Genomic DNA, 5447 nt, shown 5'->3' with positions numbered 1-5447 from the left:
ATTGTGTGGTAAATCAGTTTCTAAGTCCTTTTCTGATCCAGAGACCGCCGGACATTATAGCTATGTGACTTTGCGAGAAGCACAGGAATCCCTGACTGAGTTGGATATTTCCCGTAGTATTATCGATGACTATCCAGAATATCGTGGCTTGCCGATGCATATTACGGAGTTCAATACGTCTTATCGGCCGGATAGCCCTTTGCATGATACGAATTTGAACGCAGCCTATATCGCTCAGTTGCTTTCAAGATTAGGAGAAACCAGTGCCTCGTATTCTTATTGGACGTTTGGGGATATCTTTGAAGAAATGGGGGTTCCCTTCACACCGTTTCATGGAGGTTTTGGGCTAGTCGCCAATGGCAATATTCCTAAACCAACTTTTTGGACCTTTGCTTTTTATAAAAAACTACAAAAAAACTGTCTTTATAAAGGGGAACACGGCATAGTAACTTCAGATGGCAAGGAGCGCTTTGCTGGCGTTTTTTGGAATTTAACAGCTGAAGCGATGTCTTTCCAACTAGATTTCCCAGAAGAGGTTGAAAAATGGTGTATCACTTCAGAAGTGGTGGATCAACAAACAACCAACCCATTGCAAAGTTGGCATGATTTGGGAGAGCCAGCCAATTTGAGTGCTGAACAAAGAGCGCTTTTGCAGCAAATTGCTCAGCCAAAAGTGACTACCACGGTCACGTCTAACAGCTATTCATTTACTGTACAGCCTCATGGAGTTCATTATTTCGAGGCGCGGCCAAGAAAGCAAACATCCGATCGAGGCTATGATTATCAACGAGTCTTGGCTGGTAGATAAGAAAATTTGTTTATTTGGATTTGATGGGTTTGAAAATTGGTGTGTGGACCACTAATCAAACTACTCGCAATTATTATATTTAGGAGGCTATTATGAGTTATCAATTATTGAATTATCAACGAGAAGCTAAAGAAACAGAGCTTTATGATACTCGGCTGGGATTGGCGATGCATTTAGCATTGGCAGATGAATCAGGAGTGTTTCAGCCATTAAATCAAAACTTTGGGGTCTTGTTTGCCAAAGCACATTCTTTACCAGATGGGTTTTTAGTAGCAAAAGCCCTTAAAAAAACTTGGATTTGTCAGGGAAAAGAGAAATTTTACATCATCGGGATTCGGGTAAATGCCGATGGAACGTTGGATGAAACCAGTGTGGGTAGCATTTTAGTTTTTGAAACGGAAAACTTTATTCAGTATCAAGAACTACCTTTGCTCCACCTAAGTGAAATGCCTCTGATGGATGTTCAATTGGCTTATACGGATGAAGGGTATCAAATCCGGTGGTTAGATAGCTGTGATCAGGCTTATCAAGTGACGACCCCAAGCTTAGATCATGTGGATGAGACTAAAAAGGTTGCCATTCAGTGGCAACCACTTTTGGAAGTAGCAACGGATATTGAAGGGGCAATTCCGAGGAATAGTTTGACCATTAGTGAGGAACAAGGAGACTATTTACAAAAAAAATTGATAACACCCCATCATATCGCTGTGGACTTACCGGATGAAGTCGTTGTTGAAAACATGGAAGAACTTACCACGATGAAAGCAACCTTGCGCTATAGTGATGGCTCGAGTCGCCAAGCCGGAATTGATTGGTTTGATTTACCAGCAAGTGCTACTGAAAAAGCTTTTGTAGCAAAGGGTCAAGTGCATCAGGAACATTTTTCTTTCCCGATTGCGACTTATCGCGCGGATCCTTGTATCGGCAAATGGCAAGGGGAATACTACTTTATTGCCACGAATGATTATGATGATAACCGTAGCCTCTATATCCGTAAAGCCAAGACGATTGCTGGGTTAGTTACTGCCCAAGAGATGAAGATTTTGGATAGCGAGATGTACCCTGAAATTGCCAATCTCTTGTGGGCACCAGAATTTCATATTATTAATGATCGTTTGTATATTTTCCATGGGGCAACACCAGGTCCTTTTGAAGAGGAACAATCCCACGTAATGGCTTTGAAAGAAGGCGGCAATCCCTTGGTGCTAGCTGATTGGCAGCGACCGCAAAAAGTCGTAAAAGCAGATGGATCGCCTTTGATTACAGGAGGCATCACTTTGGATATGACGGTGATTAAAGATAGTGGCCGAATCTATGCCGCTTGGTCGCAACGTCAGTTTTTCCCAGTGGACTTAGGTGCGTGGATTTATTTTGCGGAGCTCAATCCTGATCAACCGTGGCAATTATTGACAGAACCAGTAGTCTTAGCAAAACCAGATTATGGATGGGACAATAATCATACCTTTGTCGATGAAGGTCCCTATGCCTTGTATCGAGGAGAAGACATCTATTTAACCATTTCCGGCGCAGCTGTCGACAGTAGCTATTGTGTGGGGTATCTAAAAGCCAAAGTTGGCAGTGACTTGCTCAATCCAGCGGTCTGGGAAAAATCAAATTACCCATTGTTGACTTCTCTGAATGTTCCAGGAGAATTTGGACCTGGACACAATGCTTATGTAGAAGATGAAGAAGGCAATATCTGGAACACTTATCATGCACGTCCAGGTATCGATGCTCCCCGTTCTTCAGGTATCCGGCGGGTACATTTTGATGTAGATGGACAGCCAATTTTGGGAATGACGGAAGCAATGGATGTCAATCCTGAGTTATCTTTGGTGCAAGTAAAAGTAAAGGTAAAATAATGCGTAAAAACAGCCTGTGAGACTAAATACTCACGGGCTGTTTTTTTGAATCACGGGTTGCAAAGGATCAATCAAAATCAGATTGTTAAAGGTTTTGTTGTTGAAATTGACGAGGAGTCAGCTCAAATTCCTTTTTAAAGGCTTTAATAAAATGAGAATAATTAGTAAAACCAGCATCGTTGCAGGCAATCGTAATTGTGGCCCCTTCTAATAAACGCTCTTTGGCATAGAGCAGTTTCCGTTTTTGGATGTAGGCATGGGGACTAAAGCCGGTATGACGCTTAAATTCCCTAGTAAGGTGTTCGCGGCTAATAAACTGGGCTTTGGCTAGGGTCTCGACTTTGACGGGCTCTGATAAATGGTCTTGGATATAGTGAATGGCGTGGCGAACAACATGATTTTCTTTACTATTCGTCAAGGGAGTATTTTCTTTTTGCAAAGCTAAAAAGCGTTGATTGAGAAAAAGCAGAAACTCGTTAAAACATTGGGTATAGCGCAAGTCACTACCATATTCTTCAGAGGCACTATGTTTTTGTAAATCTTGAATAAAAGGTCGAACTTCGGTTAAACTTGTAGGCAAAAAATGACTTTGGCGGTTATTGATACGGGAAAAGCATAACGTCAAATCTGTTTTAGCGGAAGAATAACGGTGTAAATAAGATTCGTCAAAATAACAGAAAACGCGCTCATAACGGGCAGAAGGTAAGGTTAGCATCATGTGATGGATATCATGATGATGAATTAACAGGATATTTCCTGGTTGCATATGATAGACACGATCTTCCACGTAGTAATCCACTTCCCCATCTAATAGACAATAGATCTCATGAAAATCATGGTAGTGGTACTCTGGTAAAAATGTGATGGGGGTTTCGAAACAGGAATCTTTATAATAAAAATCGAAATCTTTTGAATGAAGATGATCTTGAATCGTTGCTACTGGTTTCGTCGGGGGGTCACTCCTTTTTCGCAAGTTTCTCTGATGATATCACATCTAGCATGAAATGGGTCACATTATAGCGTTTTTATTGTTTAAAAATGTACGTATAATAGCCGTAACAAAACAAGAAAGAAGGTTCATTTAATGAACAACTTCACCATCACCGGTTTCGCAGATGAAATCGCAAGTGACTTAGATACACAAATCAAAGGACTGAAAGAAAACGGCATTGCCCATATCGAAGTCCGAGGCATCAATGGCGTCAATGTCAGTAAATTGACGCTGGATCAAGTACTTACTTACAAAGAAACACTCCATGAAAACGGGATCAAGATTTCTTCCATCGGCTCTCCCATCGGTAAAATCAGTATTGAGGATCCTTTTGAAGAGCATTTAGCGTTATTCAAACATGTTCTCGATGTAGCAGTAGCTTTTGAAAGTCCCTATGTCCGGATGTTTAGTTTCTTCATTCCAGAAGGCAAACCTGCCGACGACTTTCACGAAGAAGTGGTGAAGCGATGGAACCAATTTTTAGAGGTAGCCAAAGATTATCCTCAAATTACCTTGCTTCATGAAAATGAAAAAGACATTTACGGAGATATTCCAGAACATTGTGCCAAACTTTTGACCGAACTGAACAATCCACAAGTCAAAGCGGCCTTTGATCCGGCCAACTTTGTCCAATGTGATGTGGAAGTCTATCCCCATGCCTATGAATTATTAAAAGATGAAATTGGCTATATGCACATTAAAGATGCCCATTTCGCAGATCATAAAGTCACACCGGCTGGACTTGGCGATGGGCAAGTGGAAGCTGTCTTGCGGGCACTTGTGGCAAACGGCTTTACAGGCTTTGCTTCCTTGGAACCCCATTTGTCAATTTTTGATGGCTTTGCGGCGTTGGAAAAAGAGGGCGTCTCCATTGAAGAAACAAAATCCGATGGTGAAAAACTGTTCACTGTCGCTAGTAATGTATTGAAAAAAATCCTTGTGGAAAACATGGGTCAGGAGTGGAACTAACATGGAAACAGTAAAAATCGGTATCGTCGGCGTCGGTAATATCGGCTCCTTTCATATGCGCAATGTCTTAGGTGGTGAATTAAAAAACGCTGAATTGGTGGCATTGTGTGATAGCAATCCAGAAAAATTGGACCGTATCCAGGAACAATACGGGGATCAATTCAAATTATATGATGATGTGGATAACTTGTTGGCAGATCCAGAAGTGGACGCAATCATTATCTCTACGCCCCACTATGATCATCCTGTGATTGCCATTAAAGGTTTGCAAGCAGGCAAACATGTCTTAGTAGAAAAACCGGCTGGGGTGTATACGAAAAAAGTTCGGGAAATGATTGAAGAATCAGAAAAACATCCAGAACTGTCCTTGTCTTTGGTGTATAACCAACGGATGAACCCAACTTATCAAAAGGCAAAAGAACTCGTAGAATCCGGTCAAATCGGTGAATTGCGTCGGACCAACTGGATCATCACCAACTGGTATCCGCCGAAGCATTTACTCAACTAATTTAATCGAATCTTTCAATAAACAAATCAAGAAATACAGCCGCAGAAAAGAGCAGTTTCAAAATGAAGAATCACTAGAGCGTTTCCTAGTATCCATCTTTGATACATACAATCAAAAATTCTTAAATAGAAGCCATAAAGGCTTCCAACAAGTGACGGATACATTAGCTTCAATGTTTACTGAGTAACCCATTATTTTGCAGAAGGACGAGTTATTTACACAAAATTATTGACGCTCCCCTCCCTTATTTTATTTTTGAACAATAGAGTATACTTATTGATAAAGTCCATATAATTGTGTAAAAGATAA

Annotated in this window: 5 protein-coding genes and 1 pseudogene; 5 read left to right on the top strand and 1 reads right to left on the bottom strand. The window is 41.0% G+C overall.

Going from position 1 to position 5447, the window contains the following annotated elements; translation table 11 throughout:
• The first annotated feature begins 70 nt into the window (after positions 1–70).
• Both RU93_RS11740 and RU93_RS11735 read left to right on the top strand, forming a co-directional pair.
• Positions 71–808 carry a GH39 family glycosyl hydrolase gene (locus RU93_RS11740; protein WP_245785420.1) on the top strand — a complete coding sequence of 246 codons (738 nt, stop codon included), beginning with the start codon at positions 71–73 and terminating at the stop codon, positions 806–808.
• Positions 809–900: 92 nt separating this feature from the next.
• Positions 901–2670 carry a family 43 glycosylhydrolase gene (locus RU93_RS11735; RefSeq protein ID WP_071875816.1) on the top strand — a complete coding sequence of 590 codons (1770 nt, stop codon included), beginning with the start codon at positions 901–903 and terminating at the stop codon, positions 2668–2670.
• Between the two features lie 85 nt (positions 2671–2755).
• Here RU93_RS11735 and RU93_RS11730 read toward each other — a convergent pair whose 3' ends face one another.
• On the bottom strand, positions 2756–3643 hold the full coding sequence (locus RU93_RS11730) for an AraC family transcriptional regulator (protein ID WP_071875815.1): 888 nt from the start codon (positions 3641–3643) through the stop codon (positions 2756–2758).
• Positions 3644–3754: 111 nt separating this feature from the next.
• Here RU93_RS11730 and RU93_RS11725 point away from each other — a divergent pair, with 111 nt between their 5' ends.
• The 3 genes and pseudogenes from RU93_RS11725 to RU93_RS11715 form a co-directional block, all read left to right on the top strand.
• Entirely contained in the window at positions 3755–4630 is an 876-nt protein-coding gene (locus tag RU93_RS11725) for a sugar phosphate isomerase/epimerase family protein (protein WP_071875814.1), read from the top strand.
• A gap of 1 nt (position 4631) precedes the next feature.
• Complete coding sequence (locus RU93_RS11720) at positions 4632–5138, top strand: Gfo/Idh/MocA family protein (protein ID WP_281246341.1); 507 nt, start codon at positions 4632–4634, stop codon at positions 5136–5138.
• Positions 5104–5325, top strand: a pseudogene (locus tag RU93_RS11715) (transposase); the annotation flags it as partial. The gene RU93_RS11720 and the pseudogene RU93_RS11715, both read left to right, overlap by 35 nt.
• Positions 5326–5447: the final 122 nt, after the last annotated feature.

The organism is Enterococcus aquimarinus, assembly GCF_001885765.1.
GTDB classification, from domain to species: Bacteria; Bacillota; Bacilli; order Lactobacillales; family Enterococcaceae; genus Enterococcus_I; species Enterococcus_I aquimarinus.
The sequence above is the reverse complement of the archived record's forward strand: the minus strand, read 5'-3'. Positions and strand labels throughout refer to the sequence as shown.

Bases quoted from the DNA above. Each gene is read 5' to 3' on its own strand.
- RU93_RS11735 (WP_071875816.1), top strand. From the start codon at position 901: ATGAGTTATCAATTATTGAATTATCAACGAGAAGCTAAAGAAACAGAG.
- RU93_RS11725 (WP_071875814.1), top strand. From the start codon at position 3,755: ATGAACAACTTCACCATCACCGGTTTCGCAGATGAAATCGCAAGTGAC.
- RU93_RS11720 (WP_281246341.1), top strand. From the start codon at position 4,632: ATGGAAACAGTAAAAATCGGTATCGTCGGCGTCGGTAATATCGGCTCC.